Source organism: Bacillus sp. jun7, assembly GCF_051034795.1.
In the GTDB taxonomy this organism is placed as follows: Bacteria; Bacillota; Bacilli; order Bacillales; family Bacillaceae; genus Bacillus; species Bacillus velezensis.
Map to the genome: position 1 here is coordinate 3,011,425 of NZ_CP093219.1, position 21,545 is coordinate 3,032,969.

Consider the following 21,545-nt stretch of genomic DNA (forward strand, 5'->3'; position numbering starts at 1 on the left):
AAATTTAAAATTATAAGGTAAGTGCAGTAAATAAGAGGAAAATCATGATAATGTTCTCTAAAAAGAACTAAATGGCTTAATTTGAAATTTTCAAATTTCGACCTTTTCTTTTATAATCCAATCATTAACAGAAGGGGGCGTTTAAGCCTGATGCAATAAGGATGAGGCTGTAATTACATGAATGAGAATATGAGTTTTAAAGAATTATTTGACATTATTAAACACAGACTTTTACTGATTTTTATCATGACAGCAGTTGTAACGCTGGTGACGGGATACATCCAATTCCGGGTGGTTTCGCCCGTTTATCAGGCATCGACCCAAGTGCTCATTCATGAAACAAGCGGTGAAAAAAATTCGAATCTCAGCGACGTTCAGCTGAATCTTCATTACAACAATACGTTTCAAACGATAATGAAAAGCCCGGTTGTGCTTGAGAAAGTGAAACAGAAGCTGCATCTTTCTGAGACGGCATCCGCTTTAAAAGCAAAGATCACGACAAGCAGCGAAACCGATTCAGAGATCATTACCGTAGCGGTGCAGGACGAGAACCCGAAACAGGCCGCCGCTATAGCGAACACGCTGATGAAGACATTTAAAAAAGAAGTCCGTGACAGGATGAATATAAAAGGCGTCATTGTTTTGTCCGAGGCAAAAGCATCGGAAAGCCCGATGGTCAAGCCTTCGCGCATCAGGAATATCATGATGGCGTTCGGTGCGGCTCTCATGGCGGGTGTGACGCTTGCGTTTTTTCTCCACTTTCTTGATGAAACCGTTAAAAGCGAGCGGCAGCTCAGCGAAAAAACAGACTTGCCTGTTTTAGGGGTTGTGTATGACATCAAAAATCAGCAGACACGGTCTGATGAAAAACATTTCGGGGAGTGAGGCGTTTGGGATTCAGAAAAAAGAAATCAAGAAGGGGACTGGCTCAAATATCCGTTTTACATCACAAATCATTGGTGGCTGAACAATACCGCACCATTCGGACAAATATTGAGTTCTCCTCTGTTCAGACCCATTTGCGCTCTATTCTCGTCACTTCCTCCGTTCCGGGAGAAGGAAAGTCATTCAGCGCCGCCAACCTTGCCGCGGTATTTGCGCAGCAGGAAAAAAAGGTGCTGCTCGTCGATGCGGATTTACGAAAACCGACGATACACGAGACCTATCAGCTTGAAAATGTACAAGGCCTTACGAATGTGTTAGTCGGAAACGCTTCCCTCGGCGAAACGGTGCAAAAAACGCTGATTGATAACCTTTACGTCTTAACGAGCGGGCCGACGCCGCCGAATCCGGCTGAGCTTTTATCTTCAAAGGCGATGGGAGAGCTGATTCAGGAGATGTACAGCCGGTACAGTCTGGTTATTTTCGATTCACCTCCGCTTTTGGCGGTGACGGACGGACAGATTTTAGCGAACCAGACAGATGGAAGCGTTCTCGTCGTCTTGAGCGGAAAAACGAAAATGGATACCGTCCAAAAGGCGAAAGACGCGCTTCAGCAGTCTAAGGCAAAGCTTTTGGGGGCGCTGCTGAATAAAAAGAAAATCAAAAAAACAGAGCACTACTCGTATTGAGCGGTGCAGGTGATGTCTCCTTACCTTTATCAACGGAGGCACTCGGCTCTGCTGTGGGCGGCGTTTTCCGCTGCCTTAGATGCTGGTCGTCGGTGGCGGGGTGTGAGGACGGGTTAAATGCCCAATTTATCTTAAGATGATGCATTGTTATCGGCTTAGCTGTTATGTCTGTTTTTACGAAAACCGTATCAGCTAAACCGATAAATGAGGAGGGGAAAGATTGACTTACCGGAGAAGACTTTCAATGATTTTTGCATTGGATACGTATCTCGTTTTACTTTCCGTTGTTATAGGATATCAATTTTTTGAGGATTCTTATCACTTTTATGACTCCGGAGCGCTCCTGCTGACTGCCGTGAGCATGCTGATCAGCCATCATGTATGCGCTTTTATGTTTCACCAGTATAAGCAGGTATGGACGTACACGGGAATAGGCGAGCTGCTTGATCTGCTGAAGGGGATCACGCTGTCCGCAGCTGTGACAGCCGCCGTCCAATACGGGGTGTTCCACACGATTTTGTTCCGGCTGTTGGCCGTCAGCTGGATGGTTCAGCTATTGTTCATCGGAGGAAGCCGGATGATTTCACGGGTGCTGAAAGAAACGATCGGCAGGAAGCAAAATGACTCTTCCCGGGCGCTGATCATCGGCGCAGGTGCGGGAGGGACGCTGCTCGTCCGTCAGCTTACCCAGAAAAACGATCTCGGAATCATGCCTGTGGCTTTTATTGATGATGATCAGACGAAGCATAAGCTCGAAATCATGGGCCTGCCCGTCATCGGCGGAAAAGAAAGCATTATGCCGGCGGTGCAGAGGCTGAGAATTCACCATATTATCATCGCCATTCCGTCTCTTTGCACCCATGAGCTTCAGACGTTATACAAAGAATGTGTGCAGACGGGCGCCCATATTAAAATCATGCCGCAATTTGATGAGATCCTGCTCGGAACGCAGGCTGCCGGACACATCAGGGATGTAAAAGCCGAAGATCTGCTCGGCAGAAAGCCGGTCACCCTTGATACGAGCAAAATTTCTGACAGCATCAAGGGAAAAACGATTCTGGTCACGGGCGCCGGCGGCTCAATCGGTTCTGAGATCTGCCGCCAGATCAGCGCGTTTCTTCCGCGGGAAATCGTCCTTCTCGGCCACGGGGAGAACAGCATTCATTCCGTACATACCGAGCTGTCCGCACGCTTCGGCAAAGAGGTGCTCTTTCACGCGGAGATCGCCGATATTCAGGACAGAGATAAAATCTTTACTTTGATGAAAAAATACGAGCCGCACGTCGTCTATCATGCGGCTGCCCATAAACATGTGCCGTTAATGGAACATAATCCGGAAGAAGCCGTTAAAAACAACATCATCGGCACGAAAAATGTCGCCGAAGCCGCCGACATGTGCGGAACGGAAACATTCGTGCTGATTTCTTCTGACAAAGCGGTCAATCCGGCCAATGTCATGGGCGCGACGAAACGGTTTGCGGAAATGGTCATCATGAACCTCGGAAAGATCAGCCGCACCAAATTCGCCGCCGTCCGTTTCGGAAATGTGCTCGGAAGCCGCGGCAGCGTCATTCCGATTTTCAAAAAGCAGATTGAAAAAGGCGGACCCGTCACCGTCACGCATCCGGCGATGACAAGATATTTTATGACGATCCCCGAAGCGTCAAGACTCGTCATTCAGGCGGGTGCGCTTGCAAAAGGGCGGCAGATTTTCGTTCTGGATATGGGAGAACCCGTCAAAATCGTCGATCTGGCAAAAAACCTGATTCATTTATCAGGCTATACGACAGAACAGATTCCCATCGAATTCTCCGGCATCCGTCCGGGAGAAAAGATGTATGAAGAATTGCTGAATCATAATGAAGTACATACGGAGCAGATTTTTCCGAAAATCCATATCGGGAAAGCGGTGGACGGGAATTGGGCCGTGCTCATCCGTTTTATGGAGGAATTCAGCCGTCTGCCTGAAGAAGAGCTGAGAAAAAGGCTGTTTGAGGCGATTGAATCAGTACATGAAGAAGCGGCCGCAGGCGTGTGATGGGAGGACAGAAAGATGACGAAAAAAGTATTATTCTGCGCCACAGTCGATTATCATTTTAAAGCCTTTCATCTTCCGTATTTTCAATGGTTTCAGGATATGGGCTGGGAGGTGCACGTCGCGGCAGGCGGCAATATGAATCTTCCGTTCGTTGATGAAAAGTTTTCCATTCCGATCCGGCGCTCGCCGTTTCATCCCGAAAATCTTTCTGTTTACAGGCGTCTGAAACGGCTCATTCAGGACAACGGCTACGACATGATTCACTGTCATACGCCGGTCGGCGGCGTGCTTGCACGCCTTGCGGCGAGACAAGCGCGCCAAAAAGGGACAAAGGTGCTGTACACCGCGCACGGCTTTCACTTCTGCGACGGAGCGCCTCTGAAAAACTGGCTTCTTTATTACCCGATCGAAAAATTTCTTTCTTCTTATACGGATTGTCTGATTACGATTAATGAAGAGGATTACGAACGGGCCAAGCAAATGAAAAAAACAGATTGCAGCGCGAAAAAAATACACGGCATCGGGGTGAATACAGACAGGTTTCGCCCTGTGAGCCGGGAAGAGAGTGAACGTCTGAGAGAAAAACACGGCTTCGGCGCCGGGGAATTTATTCTCGTATACCCCGCTGAATTAAACGGCAATAAAAACCAGGGACTTCTCATTGAGACTGCGGCACTGCTGAAGAACCGCATCCCGGAGCTGAAACTCGTATTTGCCGGAGAAGGCGCGATGGAAGAGCCGTACAGAAAAAAGGCTGAATCACTCGGTGTATCCGACATGGTGCGGTTTTACGGTTTTTGCCGCGATATTCATGAACTGATTCAGCTTGCTGATCTGTCTGTCGCCTCAAGCATCCGCGAAGGACTCGGCATGAATCTGCTTGAAGGAATGGCTGCCGAAAAGCCCGCCGTTGCCGCGGACAACAGGGGGCACCGCGAGATCATCGAAGACGGCGTGAACGGTTTTCTCGTGCCGGCGGGGGACAGCGCGGCGTTTGCCGATCGGATTGAAAAGCTGTACCGCTCCCCGGGGCTGCGAAAAGCAATGGGGCAAGAAGGGCGCAGGACGGCGGAATGTTTTTCAGAAACACGTACGGTAAAGGAAATGGCGCACATTTACGCCGGTTATATGGATAAAAAGGAGAAAAGCGTATGAATGCAGGAGCACAACCGAAAATTTCCGTCATCATGGGAATTTATAATTGCGAAGAGACTTTAGCGGAGAGTATTGAATCCATCCTGAGCCAATCTTATAAGAATTGGGAACTGATTATGTGTGATGACGCGTCAACTGACGGAACGTATCAGATTGCGCGCCGTTACGCGGATCATTACAGCGACCGGATTACGCTGATTCAAAATAGGACAAATCAACGGCTTGCCGCTTCTTTGAACCGCTGTCTGACATACGCGTCGGGGGATTATATCGCCAGACAGGACGGAGACGATATCTCCGCCCCTAGGAGACTGGAAAAACAGGCCGCTTTCTTAAACAAGCACGCCCACTATCAAGTCGTAGGCACGGGTATGCTCGTATTTGACGAATTCGGCGTGAGGGGCGCCCGGCTTTTGCCGCCGGTGCCGAAACCGGAAATCATGGCGAAAGGCACACCGTTCTGCCACGGCACCATTATGATGCGGGCCGAAGCGTACAAAGCGCTCGGCGGCTACCGGTCAGTCAGGCGGACGCGGCGGATGGAGGATATCGATTTGTGGCTGCGCTTTTTTGAAGAGGGCTTCAGAGGGTACAATCTCCAAGAAACGCTGTATAAAGTGAGAGAGGACAGCGATGCGTTTAAACGGAGGTCGTTCACGTATTCCATTGATAATGCTGTGCTCGTTTTTCAGGCGTGCAGACGGCTGAAGCTGCCGTTTTCCCATTACGTGTATATCGCAAAGCCGCTCATCCGCGCCATTACGCCGCCCGCGGTCATGAACCGTTATCATAAAAACAGGGACATCCGCCAAAAAGAAGGGCTTGCCGAACATGACTGACACACCTGTGCGGGTGCTGCACATCTTCAGCGGGATGAACAGAGGCGGCGCAGAAACGATGATGATGAATTTGTACCGGAAGATGGACAGAACGAAGGTGCAGTTTGATTTTTTAACCCATAGGAACGATCCGTGCGCTTATGATGAGGAAATTCTTACTCTCGGCGGACGGCTTTTTTATGTGCCGAGCATCGGCAGCACAAATCCGATAACATTTGTGAAACAGGTCAAACGGGTGATTCAGGAAAAAGGCCCGTTTGCCGCCGTGCACGCCCATACCGATTTTCAATCGGGATTTATCGCGCTGGCTGCGCGTTTAGCCGGTGTCCCGGTGAGGATCTGCCATTCTCACAGCACGTCGTGGCGGGGGCGGTCGTCGCGGCTTGCCGGGATGCAGCTATTTGTATTCAGACGGATGATCACGGCAAACGCCACCGCGCTGTGCGCCTGCGGGGAAGAGGCGGGACGTTTCTTATTCGGTAAAGAAAAAGATGTGCATCTTTTGCCGAACGGCATTGATCTCGATTTATTTGCCGGCGGGCGTGCGGACACAGAATCGGAAAAAAGGAAGCGGGGCATTGCCGGCGGCCGTTTGGCAATCGGACATATCGGCCGCTTTACAGAGGAGAAAAACCACCAATTTCTGCTCCGGCTGGCCGCTGATATGAAAGAGCGGGGCATCGGCTTTCAGCTGATTCTCGCCGGAGACGGTCCGCTTCGCACCGATATGGAAAAACTGGCGGAGAAGCTGGGGCTTGATGATGATGTGCGTTTTATCGGCGTAGAGGAGCGCGTTCATGATCTGCTGAAAACGCTGGATGTATTAGTCATGCCGTCTCTATATGAGGGGCTGCCTGTCACGCTCGTTGAAGCGCAGGCCTCCGGGGTGCCGTGCGTGATATCAGACGGCATAACAGAAGAAGCCGATGCCGGGCTCGGACTGGTCAGCAGGCTCAGCCTCAAAGAGCCGCCCGAACAATGGGCAGCCGCAATTTTACGGGCAGCGGAGACGCCGGTGCCTGACAAGGCCCGCATTAAAGAAACCCTCGGACGGCTGGGATATGATGCGGGAGAAAATGCGGGGGCTGTTATGAAGCTTTACAATATGAATTGTGAAAAGGAACAGTAACGAATGATTGTATATGTAGTCAATATGGGAATTGTTTATATTTGGTCATGGTTCGCGAAAATGTGCGGCGGGCGTGATCAATCGCTTTCGACCGGGTACCGCCCGAATCAGCTCGTCATGCTGGTTCCGCTGCTATCGCTGGTATTGGTCTCCGGGTTACGCTACAGAGTCGGAACGGATTTTCAGACGTACGCGCTGATGTACAAACTGGCGGGCAATTACGGCAGCATATGGGAGATTTTCGGGTTCGGAGCGAAAAAAGCCGCTGTTGATCCGGGGTTTACCGCTTTCATCTGGCTCATGAATTTTATCACGAAAGATCCGCAAATCATGTATTTCACCGTAGCGGTCGTGACGTGCAGCTTTATTTTAAAAGGGCTCGCCGAGTTCGGGCGTCCGTTTGAGCTGAGTGTGTTTTTGTTTTTAGGCACGTATCATTATTACGCTTCTTTTAACGGCATCAGGCAGTATATGGTGGCGGCCGTGCTGTTTTGGGCCGTCCGCTACGTGATCAGCGGAAGCTGGAAGCGTTATTTTTTGATCGTGCTGATGTGCTCGCTCTTTCATTCCTCGGCCCTGATCATGATTCCGGTTTATTTTATCGTCAGAAGAAAGGCATGGTCGCCCGCGATTTTCGGGCTGTCGGCATTGTTTCTTCTCATGACGTTTCTGTATCAGAAGTTCATTTCGCTGTTTGTCGTCGTGCTGGAGAACAGCTCGTACGGCCATTATGAGAAATGGCTGATGACCAATACGAACGGGATGAACGTCGTAAAAATCGCGGTGCTGCTTCTGCCGCTGTTTTTGGCTTTCTGCTACCGGGAGCGGCTGCGGAAGCTCTGGCCTGGCATTGATGTCATCGTGAATTTCTGTCTGCTCGGCCTGCTGTTCGGTCTGCTGGCGACAAAGGATGTTATTTTTGCCCGGTTTAATATATATTTCGGCCTGTACCAAATGATCCTGATCCCTTATTTTGTGAGGATTTTTGATGAAAAATCGAATGCCCTGATTTATATCGCCATTATTGTCTGTTATTTTCTTTACAGCTATTTGCTTATGCCGGTCGATTCGTCTGTGCTTCCGTACAGAACGATTTTTTCCCGGTAATGGATACTGGAGGTTTATATGGAAACACCCGCGGTCAGTTTATTAATTGCTGTGTATAATACGGAAACCTATTTAGAAAAATGTTTAGATTCATTGCTCAATCAGTCGCTCGCCAATATCGAAATTATCGCCGTCAATGACGGGTCAACGGATCAAAGCCCGGCCATTCTTGAAACCTATCAAAAGCGGGATGAGAGAATACGGGTCATTCATCAGAAAAACCGGGGGCTCGGCGCGGTCCGCAACAAGGGCATTGAGGCGGCGCGCGGCGAATTTATCGCTTTTATTGATGCGGACGACTGGGTTGAACCGGATTATTGCCTGCGCATGTATGAAAAAGCGAAGGCTGATCAGGCTGATCTCGTCATTTGCGAATATGCGGCTGAATTTGCGGATACGGGGAAAACTGTCGTATCAACGATCGCTTCAGCGTATGAGGGCCGTCCGAAACAACTCTACCTGAAAGATTTATTTGAGGGAAGAGTCAGCGGATTTTCATGGAACAAGCTGTACAACAGAACCATGATCGAACATCATCGGCTGCGCTTTCCGCTTCGTGATGAGCTGGAACACGTGGAGGATCAGTACTTCAGCCTCCGGGCGCATGTATTCGCGGATGCGGTCTCGTACGTGGATCAGCCGCTCTATCATTATCGGATTCACTTGACTTCCATTGTGCAAAGCTATCAGAAAAAGCTGTTTGACTCAGGTCTGGTTCTCTATCGGCTGAACGAGGCTTTTTTGCGTGAAAACGGCTGCTTACAGGAATACCGGCAGGAGCTGGACTTTTTTATCGTCCAGCACGGAACAGTCTGCCTGCTTAATGAATGGAAGCGGAATAACGGCGGACGTTTTTCTGAGAAATGGCAGAATATCAGCCGGATATGCGCTGATCCCGTGTTCCGCCTGAGTCTTTCCAAAACAGGAACGGCGCCGTTTGACGCTAAACGCTCATGCCTTCTGCTTTTGGCGAAGCTGAAGCTGATTCCGTTCGTATCGCTGGCATCAGCCGCGTATCAGCGGGCAATCGAGTACAAAATGAAAATCAGAGGGTGAAGACATGTCGATACAATCTTTAAAAATCAATCTCGCGGAATGGCTTTTGCTTAAGGTGAAATACCCGTCTCAATTTCATTTCGGAACGGCAGCGGACGGGGCGGGGCATACAGCGGCAAGAAAAAAGATCATTCTGACGCTGCTTCCGTCCCACGATAATCTCGGCGATCACGCCATCGCCTACGCAAGCAAAACGTTTCTTGAACGGGAGTATCCCGATTTTGACATCATTGAGGTGGATATGAAGGATATATACAGATCCGCAAAAGCGCTGATCAAAAAACGCCACCCCGATGATATGGTATTCATCATCGGCGGCGGGAACATGGGTGATTTGTACCGTTATGAGGAATGGACGCGCCGTTTTATTATAAAAACATTCCATCAGTATCGGATCGTTCAGCTTCCGGCGACGGCTCACTTTTCTGATTCAAAAAAGGGGCGGAAGGAACTGAAACGCGCCCAAAAAGTGTATAATGCGCATCCCGACCTTTTGTTAATGGCAAGAGACGAGACGACGTATCAATGGATGAAGCGTCATTTTCCCGGAAAAACAGTGCTCAAACAGCCTGACATGGTCTTATATTTGGATAAAAGCGAACGGCGCCTCCCGCGGGAAGGGATCTACCTCTGCTTACGTGAGGACCGGGAGAGCGCGCTGACCGCTGAGGAAAGAACGATGGTAAAAGAAGCTTTGGCTGAAGAATACGGAGAGCTGCATTCCTTTACCACGACGGTCGGCCGGAGAGTCAGCCGCCATACACGGGAAGAAGAGCTGGAGGCGCTGTGGAATACACTGAAAGGCGCGGAAGCCGTCGTAACTGACAGGCTTCACGGGATGATTTTTTGTGCGCTGACGAAAACGCCTTGTGTCGTCATTCGTTCTTTTGACCATAAAGTGATGGAAGGCTTTCAATGGCTGAAACATATACCGAACATGACATTGCTTGAACGTCCGGAGCCTGAAGCCGTGACGGCCGCTGTAAACCGGCTGCTGAGCGGCAAGTATGAGGAAGGCGGTTCTATGCGCAGTGTTTATTTTGCCGGGCTGCGCTCGAAAATCAGCGGTGATGCCCAATGAACGCGCCGCTGGTAAGCGTAATCGTCCCGATGTATAAGACAGAGCCTTTTATTAAAGCATGCGCGGTATCTTTAACAAAACAGATGCTGAGAGACATCGAAATTATTTTCGTCAATGACGGCTCACCGGATCAGTCCGGCCGGATGGCCGAACAATTCGCCGCAGAAGATGCGAGAATCCGGGTGATTCATCAAGAAAACGGCGGTCTCAGCTCGGCCCGCAATGCCGGAATTAAAGCCGCCCGCGGCCGTTATATCGGCTTTGTGGACGGCGATGACTATGTGACGGAAACGATGTTCGAGCGGCTTTATGAAGAAGCGGAGAAGAACCGGCTGGATATCGCCGGATGCGGCTATTATAAGGAAACGCCGTCTAAGGAAAGAGCGTATATGCCGCCGTCCATTCCGCCGGGCCGCGTCTTCACAGCGGCTGAGATGACTGATCTGCTGACCTGCGCGCACGAACATCGGTTTATTTGGTACGTATGGCGTTATATATACCGGAGAGAAGTATTGCAAGGGCTGCTGTTTCATGAAGATATCCGATTTGCCGAGGACTCTCCGTTTAACTTGGCAGCGTTCCGCCATGCAGCACGTGTCAAAGTGATAGATGAAGGGCTTTATATTTACCGGGAAAACCCCACAAGCCTTACAGAAACTCCGTTTAAGCCACACTTAGATGACGAACTGCAAAAGCAATATGAAGCGAAAATGGCTTTTTATGAGGCGAACGGGCTGACGGACGCCTGCCAAAGCGATATCAATACGTATTTGTGTAAGCATCAGATCCCGATGCTGATCGCCAATGCATGCGCCGCCCCGCAGCCGTCACATGAGATTACGGCGCACATCGGCAGAATTTTAACGTATGACATGGTAAAAACGGCGGTGCGCAGCACGCCGTGCCGGCATAAACAGCTGCTGGCCGGGGAACGTGTGGTGCTCGGTCTGTGCAAAATGCGCCTTCCGCTGCTTCTGCATGCATTTTTCGATCGGAAAACGAAAGAGAAAGGCAGTGCGGAAGGAGCATGAAATTTGCCATTAATTTCGGCGCCAATGTGACGGCGTTTTTACTATCGGTGTTTTTATCAGTGTGGATGACGCCCTTTATTGTGAAAACATTAGGCGTGGAGGCTTTTGGGTTTGTCCATCTGACACAGAATATCATTAACTATTTCTCTATTATTACCGTTGCGCTGAGCTCTGTCGTTGTAAGGTTTTTCTCCGTCGCCGCCCACAGGGGGAACAGAGACGAGGCCAATGCGTATGTAAGCAATTATTTAGCCGCGTCTGTCGTGATATCTCTATTACTCGCTGTGCCGCTCGCCGGGACTGCTTTTTTTATTGACAAGATTATGAATGTACCGGCCGGGCTCTTAACGGATGTGAGGCTGTCTATCGTAATCGGCAGCGTGCTGTTTATGCTGACGTTTTTTATGGCGGGGTTCGCGACGGGGCCGTTTTTTGCCAACAAGCTTTATATCACAAGTTCCATTCAGGCCGTGCAAATGCTGATCAGGGTGCTGTGTGTGCTCGCTCTGTTTACGTGCCTGCCGCCGAAGATCTGGCAGATCCAGCTTTCGGCATTAGCGGGAGCTGTCTGTGCAGCTGTGCTGACTTTTTTCTTCTTTAAGAAATTGATTCCGTGGTTTTCTTTCAGCCGTAAAACTTTGTCATTACAGACGAGCAAAGTGCTGTTTTCGGCCGGTGCCTGGAGTTCTGTCAACCAGATCGGCGTGCTGCTGTTTCTGCAGATTGACCTCATGACGGCCAACCTCGTGCTGGGGCCGTCTGAAGCGGGTGTCTATGCGGCGATTATTCAATTCCCGCTTCTGCTCAGAAGTCTTGCCGGGACGCTTGCTTCACTGTTTGCGCCGGTTTTGACTTCCTATTATTCAAAAGGCGATATGGAAGGCCTCCTGTCTTACGCCAATAAGGCCGTGCGGATGAACGGGCTTCTCCTCGCGCTTCCCGCTGCGTTATTAGGAGGGCTTGCCGAACCGTTTCTGGCGATTTGGCTGGGCCCGTCGTTTGTGCAGACGGCGCCGCTTTTATATATTCACGCCGCGTATTTGGCGGTCAGTCTCTCTGTCATGCCGCTTTTTTACGTATGGACGGCTTTTAATAAACAAAAAACGCCCGCCGTCGTTACTTTATGTTTAGGCGGACTGAATGTCATATTGGCCGTGGTTCTCAGCGGACCGGCACATCTCGGGCTGTACGGCATCACCATTGCCGGGGCTGTCTCCCTCATTTTGAAAAATGCCGTCTTCACACCGCTGTATGTTTCGCATATTACCGGCTTTCAGAAAACCGCGTTTTACAAAGGCATGTTCGGACCGTTGGCGGCGGCCGTATTTGCCTGGGCCGTCTGCCGGGGTATCCGGCTGTTTTCACCGCTTGACAGCTGGGCCGGTCTGATCGCCGCGGGGCTTGCCGTATGCATAAGCTATGCCGCATTCGCTTTTTTCTTCATTTGTACGAAAGAAGAAAGGCGGCTTGCTTTACAGAAATGCCGAAAAGTGAAAGGAGCTGTTCAGATTTGAAGGTGAAACGTGTATTTGATATAGCGGCCGCGACGCTGTTATTGTGCGGCGCGAGTGTCATTCTTCTCTTCGCCATGGCAGCCGTCAGATGCGCCATCGGGTCTCCGGTATTGTTCAAACAGACGAGACCGGGGCATAATGGGCGTCCGTTTACGTTGTATAAACTCAGAACGATGACGGATGCGCGTGATGAAAACGGTGTGCTGCTTCCGGATCATCTGCGCCTGACCAAAACGGGAAGGCTGATCAGAAAACTGAGCATCGATGAGCTTCCCCAGCTTTTTAATGTGCTCAAAGGCGATATCAGTCTGGTCGGCCCCCGCCCTTTGCTGATGGATTATCTGCCGCTTTACACGGCGGAGCAGGCGCGGCGGCACGAGGTGAAGCCGGGGATTACGGGCTGGGCGCAGATCAATGGGAGAAACGCGATTTCATGGGAGGAGAAATTCAAGCTCGACGTGTGGTACGTCGACAACCGCACCTTTCTGCTCGACTTAAAGATTCTGCTTTTAACAGTGAAAAAAGTTCTCGTGTCAGAAGGCATACACCAAGCCGGCCATGTGACGGCAAAGCGCTTCACAGGCAGCGGAGATATGTCATCGTGAAAAAGGTCGTGCTGATCGGAAACGGCGGACACGGAAAAGTCGTGAAGGAAATCGTGCAGGCCCGTTCCGATATGGAGCTTGCGGGCATATTGGACGACGGATTCAGCGGTTTTGCCGTTCGGAACGGTTTATATACGGGCCGGACGGAAGACGTGCACATACTTCAGAAACTCGTCCCCGAGGCCGTGTTCACGATATGCATCGGCCGCAACGGCGTCAGAAAGCAGTTTGCTGAAACGCTTGGGATTGAAGATATAGATTATGCTGCACTCATTCACCCCGGGGCGATCGTCAGTGAAACGGCTTCTGTCGGACACGGAACGGTTGTGATGGCGGGCGCCGTCATTCAGGCGGGCGCTGACATCGGCGCCCATTGCATCATCAATACGGGTGCGGTTGCCGATCATGACAATGCAATCGGAGATTACGTCCATCTTTCACCGCGCGCGGCGCTTGCCGGCGGAGTGAAAGTCGGGGAAGGAACGCACATCGGAATCGGCGCGTCCGTCATACCGCAGATGGACATCGGCCCTTGGTCCGTTATCGGCGCGGGGGCTGCGGTCATCAGCAGAATTCCCGGCCATGTGACGGCGGTCGGCGTTCCGGCCCGCGTCATCCCCCCTATCCATAATGAAAAAGGATGATTTCATGCAAACAAACAAACGGATTTATTTGTCTCCGCCTCATATGAGCGGAAAAGAACAGGAATACATCGCAGAAGCCTTCCGATCCAATTGGATTGCCCCGCTCGGTCCGCTCGTCAATTCGTTTGAAGCGCGGCTCGCGGAATATGCGGGAGTGAAAAGCGCGGCGGCCGTAAGCTCGGGAACGGCCGCCATCCATCTTGCCCTGCGGCTTGCGGGTGTGAAAAAAGGAGACGCTGTAATTTGTCCTTCCTTTACGTTTGTCGCCACGGCGAATCCGATTGTGTATGAGCAGGCTGAGCCCGTTTTTATTGATTCGGAATGGGAGACGTGGAATATGTCGCCCGATGCGCTTGAGCGGGCGCTGCGGGATGCAAAGCGGCGCGGCAGACTCCCGAAAGCGGTGATCGCCGTCAATCTTTACGGCCAAAGCGCGAAAATGGATGAATTAATGAGCCTTTGTGACGCATACGGCGTCTGTCTGATTGAAGACGCTGCCGAGTCCTTAGGATCAACATATAAAGGCAGGCAGAGCGGCACGTTCGGCCGTTTCGGCATTTATTCCTTTAACGGCAACAAAATCATTACAACATCGGGAGGCGGCATGCTCGTGTCTGACGATGAAGCCGCGATTGAAAAAGCGAGGTTTCTTGCGTCACAGGCGAGAGATGCCGCCGTTCATTACCAGCACAGCGAGCTCGGTTACAACTACAGGCTCAGCAACATTCTCGCGGGCGTGGGTATATCGCAGCTGGAAGTGCTTGAAGATCGCGTCCGGGCGAGGAGAGAAATCTTTCACCGGTATCGGGAAGCGCTGGAAACATATCCGGGCATCCGCATGATGCCGGAGCTTGAAGGAACGGTTTCAAACCGCTGGCTGACGGCTCTGACGCTTGATAACGGCGTGACGCCGGAAGAAGCCGTCGCCTGTCTTGCGGAACAGAATATTGAGGCCCGGCCGCTGTGGAAACCGCTGCATACGCAGCCGCTTTTCTCATCTTCCGTCTTTTATCCTCACAGCGAACATGAGCGTGTCTCTGAGAACCTTTTCAGCCGGGGCATCTGTCTGCCGTCCGGGTCTGACCTGTCTTCTGAGGAGCAGCAGCGTGTCATTGACGCACTTGCGCAACTGTTTGAAACGAAAGGGGAGAAAACATGGACAGCCGCCATGTTATGAGCCGATTAAAAGAGACGCTGACGGGTCTGCTCAGCGTTATACCGCCGCAATCTGACATCATATATGCCGACTATCCCCTCTACGGAAATGTAGGGGATTTATTGATAATGAAAGGGACGGAGGCGTTTTTTAAAGCACACGGCATCTGCGTGAAACAGCGCTGGAATCCCGACAATTTTCCATTCGGGCGCCGGGCGGACAAAAAGACGATCATCGTCTGTCAGGGTGGCGGAAATTTCGGGGATCTCTATCAGTACTATCAGACGTTCAGGGAAAAAATCGTCAAATCCTTCCCGGAAAACAGGATCGTCATCCTGCCGCAATCCATCTATTATCAGGATGAGACACGGCTTGGGAAGACATCGGCGCTTTTTGCGGGGCACAAGGATCTCCACCTGTTTACGAGGGATCATGTGTCATACGAGACCGCGAAACGCTTTTTTTCGGCGAATCATATCGGGCTTATGCCTGATATGGCCCATCAGCTGTATCCGATCGCGGCGTCAGCGGCTCCGTCACGCGGCAGGCTTCATTTTATCCGCACGGATGGGGAAATCAATCCGAAGCTGCAAAACAATCCTTCCGTTAAAAGCTGCGACTGGCAGGATGTGCTGTCAGCAAGCGACCGCAGGGGAATCGCTTTTTTCCAAACACTGAATGTTTTGAATAAAAAAGCGGGAAACCCGCTGCCGATTGCGCGGTTTTGGAAACGCTATTCCGATTTCTTGACGAAAAAAGCGGTTCTGTTTTTCAGCAGGTACGAATCGGTGGAAACGTCAAGGCTTCACGGCCACATCCTGTCCTCGCTTCTCGGGAAACCGAATACCGTCATTGATAATTCATACGGGAAAAACGCCAACTATTATTACACCTGGATGCACGAAGCGCCGGACGTCCGTCTGATCGGGGAAATCGCCGGCACGAAGGAAAACCTTCCGCTTTGAATGAGCGGAAGGTTTATTTTGTTTCTCCGCGTTTTACTTTGTTGTACGCCTCATCCAAATGCTGAATTCTTTTGAGCACAACCGAGTTTTTCGTCAGCTGATCCTGAACAAGGGTTGAGACGACGGAGCGGTAATAGCTGTTCATCGCATGAATTCGGTCTTCATTCGGATTCATTTCAATGTGCTGTGTAAAGTTTTCAATAAAATAAGGAACAGAAAAAAGTTCTGACATCTATAAAGCAACTCCTTTTAATAAGTATATACGGTATGAAACCAATCATGTACAATGAAAAAAGGGGAGTGAGCATGATGGATATCAAACTTCAGCAAACACAAATGTTAAAGCCTCAATTAACGCAAGAGCTTAAACAGGCTATCACATTACTCGGATACAATTCCGCGGAACTGGCCGGATATATTGATGAGCTCTCACTGGAAAACCCTCTGATTGAACGAAAGGAAACAGACACGCCGCCACTATCTTACCATAAAACAAATAAAAACAGGATGAAAGAACGGGACGGAAGCCAGCAGATCAGACATACCCGCAAAACGCTGCAGGATTCGCTCAAACAGCAAGCCTTAGACATGAAGCTGTCCGATGATGAGAAAAAGATTTTCAATTATCTGATACATTCATTGGACTCAAACGGATATTTAAAAGAGGACATACCAGCTGCCGCCGACCATGTATCCGCTTCACAAGAGGAGACGGAAGCGGTTCTGAAAAAGCTTCAATCCCTTGAGCCCGCGGGAATCGGCGCCCGGTCTTTGCAGGAATGCATCCTTCTTCAGCTCCGCCGTCTTCCTGAGCGGAACGAACAGGCGGAATGGATTGCCGAAGCCTATTTTGAGCTATTTGCAAGAAAGAACTGGAAAGCGCTTACAACAAAAACGGGCATTCCGCTTAAAGACATTCAGGACATCGCTGACATGATCAGCGCCCTTGATCCGAGGCCGGGGCTCCGTTATGCGCATGAGGAGCCGGGTTTTTACGTGGAACCGGATATTTTCATCACAGTGAAAAACGGCATCATTCAAGCGCGGCTCAACAGCCGTTCGTTTCCTGACATCCAGCTTCATACCCATTATCAGCCGCTCTTGTCAGCTGCCGGGTGCCGTGACACGAAAAATTATCTGTCGGCAAAATATCAGGAATGGCGCTGGCTGAACCGGGCTTTGTCGCAAAGAAAACAAACGATCACGAGAATTATCGGCGTCCTGACTGAACGGCAGGAATCCTTTTTTCTCACAGGAAAAAGCGGAATGCAGCCGCTGACCTTAAGAGAGGTGGCGGAAACGCTGGAGCTCCACGAATCAACGATCAGCCGGGCCATCAAAGGGAAGTACGTTCAGACGCCGTACGGACTGTATGAAATGAAAACATTTTTCTCGGCGAAAGCTGAATCATCGGGGGACGGCGGCGCCTCCAATTATGCCGTAAAAGCGCATCTGGAGGAATTGGTCCATAAAGAAGATAAAAAGAAACCTTTTTCAGACCAAAAGCTTGCCGATCTGCTGCATGAACAATATGACATCCGAATCTCAAGGCGCACCGTCGCCAAATACCGTGACCAATTAAATATTCCGCCGTCATCGGCGAGAAAACGGTACAGCTGAAACCTCCCCGAGCCAAACCCCGGGGAGGTTCTCCGTGTTACGGGATCATCCATGAAAACAGATGATGCTGTAAAAATGTAATGAGACAGACGAGCAGAAGCAAAAACAGACTGTGCTTAATCGTAAAGCGGAAAAGGTCGGCTTCCTTGCCCGCCAGACCGACAGCGGCACAGGCAACCGCAATGGATTGCGGAGAAATCATTTTTCCGGTGACACCGCCTGATGAATTGGCGGCAACGGAGAGAACCGGGTCCATCCCGACAGAGAGCGCCGTCACCTTTTGCAATCCGCCGAACAATAGGTTGGCCGATGTATCAGAGCCGGTAATAAATACGCCGAGCCAGCCGAGCACCGGCGAAAAAAAGGTAAACATCGCGCCCGTCATGGCAAGCGCAAGACCGAGTGTCGTGCTCATGCCGGAAGCATTCGTCACATAAGCAAAGCCGACAACAGAAACAATGGTCACAACCGGAAGCGTTAACTCTTTCACCGTTTCAATAAACGCTTCGCCCCACGTCTTCCACGACATGCCGAGGGCGAACTTGGAGATGACGGCGGCAATCAGAATCGCCGTCCCCGCTGAACCGAAAAGCTCAAGCTTGTATACGGCTTCAATCGGCGTGCCGTCCGCCTGAAGAATCTGCTGATTTACAAATGGGACGGGAGGCGTGAAGGTCAATGCGCGCCCGGCTGCATTCAGCCAGGAAAGCCACATTGACGTTCCTTCATAATGACCGGTTAAGGCAGCCTTCACGCCGGGAATCCCCCAAACGGATATCATGGCCGTCAGAAGAAGGAAAGGAGACCACGCTTTAAACACCGCGGCGCCCCCGTACTTGATCGGCGCCCGGTCAGCGGCCGCTGCTGATTCCCGTTCTGCGGCGAAACGAAAGGCCGTTTTCGGTTTCCAAAATTTCAAAAACAGAGCGAGCGCGGCCATGGAAACAAGCGCCGACAGCACATCCGGCAGCTCAGGCCCTAAAAAATTCGAGCTTGCGTACTGCACGGCCGCAAAGGAGACGCCGGAAACAAGAATGGCCGGCCATATCTCAAAAGCCTTTTTAAACCCGCTCATTAAAATGATTAAGTAAAGCGGAATAAAGACGGATAAAAACGGAAGCTGCCGGCCGACCATTTGGGAAATTTCCATTGCAGGTATCCCGGTCGGACCTTCGACGGCGGTAATCGGAATGCCGATCGCACCGAAGGCAACGGGGGCCGTATTGGCAATCAGGCAAATTCCCGCCGCATACAGCGGCTGAAAACCAAGTCCGACGAGCAAAGCGGCCGAGATCGCGACGGGAGCGCCGAAACCGGCGGCGCCTTCTAAAAACGCCCCGAATGAAAAGGCGATGAGCAGCGCCTGCAAACGCCGATCATCTGTAATTGAGAGCACCGAACTCCGGATAATCTCAAACTGTCCCGTTTTCACGGTGATTTTATACAGAAAGACCGATGTGACGATAATCCAGCCGATCGGAAGCAGCCCGTACACCGCTCCCTGAGAAGCGGACATCACCGCTTTTTCCGCCGGCATGCCGTAAACAAATACAGCGATTAAAAGTGAAACGGCTAACGTGAAAAGCCCCGCGATGTACCCCTTCATCCGTTTCACCGCAAGCGCCCAAAAAAAGAAGATAATCGGCACGAGCGCGCAAGCTGCCGATAAAAGCAAATTTCCCCCTAAAGGAGCGTACCCCTGTGTCCATTGCATCCCTAAAAAACCCCTCCTTATGTCATGTAAGCGATTACTTTTTATGATAAGGTCATCTGATGACCGGGTTAATTAGCATTATATTTTGAAAGTTTTGAAAGTACAATACTTTTCTTGAACAAATTGTCTGAACCTGTCGGCGGTGCGAAAAAAGAAGTATAATAGACGATAAACATCAAGATTCACAAGTGACGGGGTGATCGCGTTGAAATATAAACAAATTAAAACGAAAAAAATCTACGAAGAAGTCGCTGACGCATTGCTGGAGAAGATAAAAGCGGGCGAGCTTAAGCCGGGTGAAAAGCTTGATTCCGTTCAGGCGCTTTCTGAGAGTTTTCAGGTCAGCCGCTCGGCGGTCAGAGAAGCGCTGTCGGCTTTGAAAGCGATGGGGCTCGTCGACATGAAGCAGGGAGAAGGCACATACATAAGAGAATTTGAGCCGTCTCATGTTTCCCAGCCGCTTTCTTCCGCCCTCTTGATGAAAAAAGAGGACGTCAAACAGCTGCTCGAAGTCAGAAAGCTGCTTGAACTCGGCGTCGCCGCCATGGCCGCTGAAAAACGCACCGAAGACGATTTACAAAAAATCCGCCAAGCTCTCTTGGAGATGAAAGACATCGACGGAGATGAAGAATTGGGCGAAAAAGCAGATTTCTCCTTTCACATGGCGCTGGCGGAAGCATCACAAAACGGGCTGCTTAAGCATCTCATGAATCATGTCTCCGCGCTCCTTTTGGAAACAATGAGAGAAACGAGAAAAATTTGGCTGTTTTCTAAACGAACGAGCGTGCAGCGATTGTATGAAGAGCATGAACGCATTTACAGCGCCGTCGCCGCTGGAGACGCGGATGAAGCGGAAGCGGCGATGACGGCGCATCTGACGAATGTGGAAGAAGTGCTGGGGGCTTATTTTGAAGAAAATGTATAGAAGCTGACTTGTGAAAGGGGATAACATCACATGCAGGCCGAATCTTTTTTTTCTGACCATGTAAAGAAAGCTCTGACAAACGATCCTCCCGGGGAATGGATGCCGGCAGTTCCGAAAGCGTGCATCCCCCTGCATTCCGGCTATCCCGATCCCGCACTCGTTCCTGATAAGGAGCTGAAAGAAGCCGCCGCCCACCTTCTGGATGAGGAGCGCGATCTGCCGCTGCATTATATGGGAAGCCCGAGGACGGCCGTTTTAAAAAAGCAGATTCAAGAACGGTTAGCCACCCGCGGCATTCACTGTCGGGACGATGAGCTGCTCGTGACGTCAGGCGCCTGTCAGGCGATAGATCTGGCAGCCCGGGTTTTCCTCGATGAACAAACCGCCGCTGCCGTTGAAGCTCCGGTTTATATGGAAGCGCTCGAGATTTTTAAAAATTACACACCGCATATCATGAGCATTCCGACAGATCAAGAGGGCCTGCAAACAGAAACATTAGCGTTCATGCTTGAGGAAAGAAAACGAAAAGGGCTTCTGATTCCCCGTCTTCTCTACACGATACCCGCTTTTCAGAATCCTGCGGGAACCGTAATGTCAGCGAAGCGGAGAACCCGCCTGCTTCAGCTTGCCGAAGCGTATGATTTTCTCATCTTGGAGGATGATGCATACGGCGAGCTCGGATTCACCGATATTCCGCCGCCCTTGAAAGCCATGGATCAAAACGGCCGGGTGCTGTACGCCGGTTCATTATCAAAAGTCATCGCCCCGGGTATGAGGATCGGCTGGATTGCAGGGGACGCCGCATTCATTACGGCATTGTCATGGTTAAAAAAAGACTTAGGCCACCCGTTTTCCCAAGCGGTGACCGCCGTCTATCTGGAACAAACGAATATTGAAGAACGGCTCGCCGCCTTGCGGGAAGCATATCGAAGCAAACGTGATGTTTTGCTCGCCGCATCAGCGCGATATCTTCCGGAATCCGCATCCTGGCACGTGCCTGAAGGCGGTTACTTTGTATGGGTGAAAGCGCCGGGGGCTGATACGTCCGCAATGCTGGCGCGGGCTCTGTCTCACGGCGTTTCCTATGTACCCGGAAAATATTTTTTTCCGCATCAGGAAGACGGTGCCGAATATCTCCGCCTGTCGTTCAGTTTTGCCGGTAAAGGCGCGATAAAAGAGGGTGTGCAAAAACTGGGACGCCTGCTGAAAAACGGGATGTAGAGCAGCATGGGAAGCTTTCAGGCTTCTCTTTTTTTGCACCCTTCAGCGCATCGGGCGAAAGGATTTTTCAGAAAAACCTTCCAATCCATATTCAGAATAGTGTAGGATATTCATAGAGCTTTCCAAAAACAGGTCATCAGATGACCAGATCACATACTGAGGATGAAAGAGGGG

At 50.7% G+C, this 21,545-nt stretch carries 20 protein-coding genes; 18 read left to right on the top strand and 2 right to left on the bottom strand.

Annotation, left to right across the window (positions count from 1 at the left end):
• Nucleotides 1-177 precede the first annotated feature (177 nt).
• The 15 genes from MJQ52_RS14780 to MJQ52_RS14850 all read left to right on the top strand — a co-directional run bounded on the left by MJQ52_RS14780 (nt 178) and on the right by MJQ52_RS14850 (nt 15,891).
• On the top strand, nt 178-885 hold the full coding sequence (locus MJQ52_RS14780; RefSeq protein ID WP_017418864.1) for a YveK family protein: 708 nt from the start codon (nt 178-180) through the stop codon (nt 883-885).
• A gap of 5 nt (nt 886-890) precedes the next feature.
• Entirely contained in the window at nt 891-1,571 is a 681-nt protein-coding gene (locus tag MJQ52_RS14785) for a CpsD/CapB family tyrosine-protein kinase (protein WP_017418865.1), read from the top strand.
• A gap of 220 nt (nt 1,572-1,791) precedes the next feature.
• Nucleotides 1,792-3,609, top strand: a complete 1,818-nt coding sequence (locus MJQ52_RS14790) for a polysaccharide biosynthesis protein (protein WP_021495233.1) — start codon at nt 1,792-1,794, stop codon at nt 3,607-3,609.
• A gap of 15 nt (nt 3,610-3,624) precedes the next feature.
• On the top strand, nt 3,625-4,764 hold the full coding sequence (locus MJQ52_RS14795; protein ID WP_022553825.1) for a glycosyltransferase family 4 protein: 1,140 nt from the start codon (nt 3,625-3,627) through the stop codon (nt 4,762-4,764).
• Entirely contained in the window at nt 4,761-5,603 is an 843-nt protein-coding gene (locus MJQ52_RS14800) for a glycosyltransferase family 2 protein (RefSeq protein ID WP_434181831.1), read from the top strand. The genes MJQ52_RS14795 and MJQ52_RS14800 overlap by 4 nt, the downstream gene beginning before the upstream one ends.
• Nucleotides 5,596-6,732, top strand: coding sequence for a glycosyltransferase family 1 protein (locus tag MJQ52_RS14805; protein ID WP_094247475.1), 1,137 nt, complete (start codon nt 5,596-5,598; stop codon nt 6,730-6,732). Before MJQ52_RS14800 ends, MJQ52_RS14805 begins: the two co-directional genes overlap by 8 nt.
• Before the next feature lie 3 nt (nt 6,733-6,735).
• Nucleotides 6,736-7,839 carry an EpsG family protein gene (locus tag MJQ52_RS14810; protein WP_094247476.1) on the top strand — a complete coding sequence of 368 codons (1,104 nt, stop codon included), beginning with the start codon at nt 6,736-6,738 and terminating at the stop codon, nt 7,837-7,839.
• 18 nt (nt 7,840-7,857) lie between these two features.
• The gene (locus MJQ52_RS14815; RefSeq protein ID WP_013353687.1) at nt 7,858-8,895 is read left to right on the top strand and encodes a glycosyltransferase family 2 protein; all 1,038 of its coding nucleotides are present in this window, start codon (nt 7,858-7,860) and stop codon (nt 8,893-8,895) included.
• Between the two features lie 4 nt (nt 8,896-8,899).
• Nucleotides 8,900-9,976, top strand: a complete 1,077-nt coding sequence (locus MJQ52_RS14820; protein ID WP_013353686.1) for a polysaccharide pyruvyl transferase family protein — start codon at nt 8,900-8,902, stop codon at nt 9,974-9,976.
• On the top strand, nt 9,973-11,007 hold the full coding sequence (locus tag MJQ52_RS14825; protein WP_013353685.1) for a glycosyltransferase: 1,035 nt from the start codon (nt 9,973-9,975) through the stop codon (nt 11,005-11,007). Before MJQ52_RS14820 ends, MJQ52_RS14825 begins: the two co-directional genes overlap by 4 nt.
• Complete coding sequence (locus MJQ52_RS14830) at nt 11,004-12,521, top strand: MATE family efflux transporter (RefSeq protein WP_094247477.1); 1,518 nt, start codon at nt 11,004-11,006, stop codon at nt 12,519-12,521. Before MJQ52_RS14825 ends, MJQ52_RS14830 begins: the two co-directional genes overlap by 4 nt.
• Entirely contained in the window at nt 12,518-13,126 is a 609-nt protein-coding gene (locus MJQ52_RS14835) for a sugar transferase (RefSeq protein WP_032858368.1), read from the top strand. The genes MJQ52_RS14830 and MJQ52_RS14835 overlap by 4 nt, the downstream gene beginning before the upstream one ends.
• Nucleotides 13,123-13,770, top strand: coding sequence for an acetyltransferase (locus MJQ52_RS14840; RefSeq protein WP_094247478.1), 648 nt, complete (start codon nt 13,123-13,125; stop codon nt 13,768-13,770). The genes MJQ52_RS14835 and MJQ52_RS14840 overlap by 4 nt, the downstream gene beginning before the upstream one ends.
• 4 nt (nt 13,771-13,774) lie before the next feature.
• Complete coding sequence (locus MJQ52_RS14845; protein ID WP_094247479.1) at nt 13,775-14,947, top strand: DegT/DnrJ/EryC1/StrS family aminotransferase; 1,173 nt, start codon at nt 13,775-13,777, stop codon at nt 14,945-14,947.
• Entirely contained in the window at nt 14,926-15,891 is a 966-nt protein-coding gene (locus MJQ52_RS14850; protein WP_017418874.1) for a polysaccharide pyruvyl transferase family protein, read from the top strand. Before MJQ52_RS14845 ends, MJQ52_RS14850 begins: the two co-directional genes overlap by 22 nt.
• Before the next feature lie 13 nt (nt 15,892-15,904).
• Here MJQ52_RS14850 and yvfG read toward each other — a convergent pair whose 3' ends face one another.
• Complete coding sequence (yvfG, locus tag MJQ52_RS14855; protein ID WP_003151570.1) at nt 15,905-16,123, bottom strand: protein YvfG; 219 nt, start codon at nt 16,121-16,123, stop codon at nt 15,905-15,907.
• Nucleotides 16,124-16,200: 77 nt separating this feature from the next.
• Between yvfG and rpoN the strand changes: the two genes are divergently transcribed.
• Nucleotides 16,201-17,511 carry an RNA polymerase factor sigma-54 gene (gene rpoN, locus MJQ52_RS14860; RefSeq protein ID WP_031304540.1) on the top strand — a complete coding sequence of 437 codons (1,311 nt, stop codon included), beginning with the start codon at nt 16,201-16,203 and terminating at the stop codon, nt 17,509-17,511.
• A 37-nt stretch (nt 17,512-17,548) separates the two neighbouring features.
• Here rpoN and lutP read toward each other — a convergent pair whose 3' ends face one another.
• The gene (gene lutP / locus MJQ52_RS14865) at nt 17,549-19,225 is read right to left on the bottom strand and encodes an L-lactate permease LutP (protein ID WP_065180494.1); all 1,677 of its coding nucleotides are present in this window, start codon (nt 19,223-19,225) and stop codon (nt 17,549-17,551) included.
• A gap of 205 nt (nt 19,226-19,430) precedes the next feature.
• Here lutP and MJQ52_RS14870 point away from each other — a divergent pair, with 205 nt between their 5' ends.
• Nucleotides 19,431-20,150, top strand: a complete 720-nt coding sequence (locus MJQ52_RS14870; RefSeq protein WP_017418877.1) for a FadR/GntR family transcriptional regulator — start codon at nt 19,431-19,433, stop codon at nt 20,148-20,150.
• Between the two features lie 30 nt (nt 20,151-20,180).
• Nucleotides 20,181-21,371: a PLP-dependent aminotransferase family protein gene (locus tag MJQ52_RS14875; protein ID WP_094247483.1), complete on the top strand. Its 1,191-nt coding sequence runs from the start codon at nt 20,181-20,183 to the stop codon at nt 21,369-21,371.
• Nucleotides 21,372-21,545: the final 174 nt, after the last annotated feature.